1 rRNA gene is annotated in these 1727 nt (G+C 48.8%); it reads left to right on the top strand.

The features are described from left to right. Positions 1 to 131: 131 nt before the first annotated feature. Positions 132 to 1682 (top strand): 16S ribosomal RNA (locus JVV30_RS13065). Positions 1683 to 1727 lie beyond the last annotated feature (45 nt).

Genomic DNA, 1727 nt, shown 5'->3' with positions numbered 1-1727 from the left:
ATTAATTCTTGTTGTAACAAAAATGAACATTGAAAACTGAATGACAATATGTAAACGATAATTCCTATACACATTAACTTAAATGTTACAAACACTATTTAGTATTATGATATAATCTAACATCATAAATTTTTATGGAGAGTTTGATCCTGGCTCAGGATGAACGCTGGCGGCGTGCCTAATACATGCAAGTCGAGCGAACAGACAAGGAGCTTGCTCCTTTGACGTTAGCGGCGGACGGGTGAGTAACACGTGGGTAACCTACCTATAAGACTGGGATAACTTCGGGAAACCGGAGCTAATACCGGATAATATTTCGAACCGCATGGTTCGATAGTGAAAGATGGTTTTGCTATCACTTATAGATGGACCCGCGCCGTATTAGCTAGTTGGTAAGGTAACGGCTTACCAAGGCGACGATACGTAGCCGACCTGAGAGGGTGATCGGCCACACTGGAACTGAGACACGGTCCAGACTCCTACGGGAGGCAGCAGTAGGGAATCTTCCGCAATGGGCGAAAGCCTGACGGAGCAACGCCGCGTGAGTGATGAAGGTCTTCGGATCGTAAAACTCTGTTATTAGGGAAGAACATACGTGTAAGTAACTGTGCACGTCTTGACGGTACCTAATCAGAAAGCCACGGCTAACTACGTGCCAGCAGCCGCGGTAATACGTAGGTGGCAAGCGTTATCCGGAATTATTGGGCGTAAAGCGCGCGTAGGCGGTTTTTTAAGTCTGATGTGAAAGCCCACGGCTCAACCGTGGAGGGTCATTGGAAACTGGAAAACTTGAGTGCAGAAGAGGAAAGTGGAATTCCATGTGTAGCGGTGAAATGCGCAGAGATATGGAGGAACACCAGTGGCGAAGGCGACTTTCTGGTCTGTAACTGACGCTGATGTGCGAAAGCGTGGGGATCAAACAGGATTAGATACCCTGGTAGTCCACGCCGTAAACGATGAGTGCTAAGTGTTAGGGGGTTTCCGCCCCTTAGTGCTGCAGCTAACGCATTAAGCACTCCGCCTGGGGAGTACGACCGCAAGGTTGAAACTCAAAGGAATTGACGGGGACCCGCACAAGCGGTGGAGCATGTGGTTTAATTCGAAGCAACGCGAAGAACCTTACCAAATCTTGACATCCTTTGACAACTCTAGAGATAGAGCTTTCCCCTTCGGGGGACAAAGTGACAGGTGGTGCATGGTTGTCGTCAGCTCGTGTCGTGAGATGTTGGGTTAAGTCCCGCAACGAGCGCAACCCTTAAGCTTAGTTGCCATCATTAAGTTGGGCACTCTAAGTTGACTGCCGGTGACAAACCGGAGGAAGGTGGGGATGACGTCAAATCATCATGCCCCTTATGATTTGGGCTACACACGTGCTACAATGGACAATACAAAGGGCAGCGAAACCGCGAGGTCAAGCAAATCCCATAAAGTTGTTCTCAGTTCGGATTGTAGTCTGCAACTCGACTACATGAAGCTGGAATCGCTAGTAATCGTAGATCAGCATGCTACGGTGAATACGTTCCCGGGTCTTGTACACACCGCCCGTCACACCACGAGAGTTTGTAACACCCGAAGCCGGTGGAGTAACCATTTGGAGCTAGCCGTCGAAGGTGGGACAAATGATTGGGGTGAAGTCGTAACAAGGTAGCCGTATCGGAAGGTGCGGCTGGATCACCTCCTTTCTAAGGATATATTCGGAACATCTCGTAGAGATGAGGAATAACGTG

It is taken from the genome of Staphylococcus sp. GDY8P47P, assembly GCF_016892225.1.
Taxonomy (GTDB): domain Bacteria; phylum Bacillota; class Bacilli; order Staphylococcales; family Staphylococcaceae; genus Staphylococcus; species Staphylococcus borealis.
This window is presented reverse-complemented; position numbering and strand designations above follow the sequence as displayed.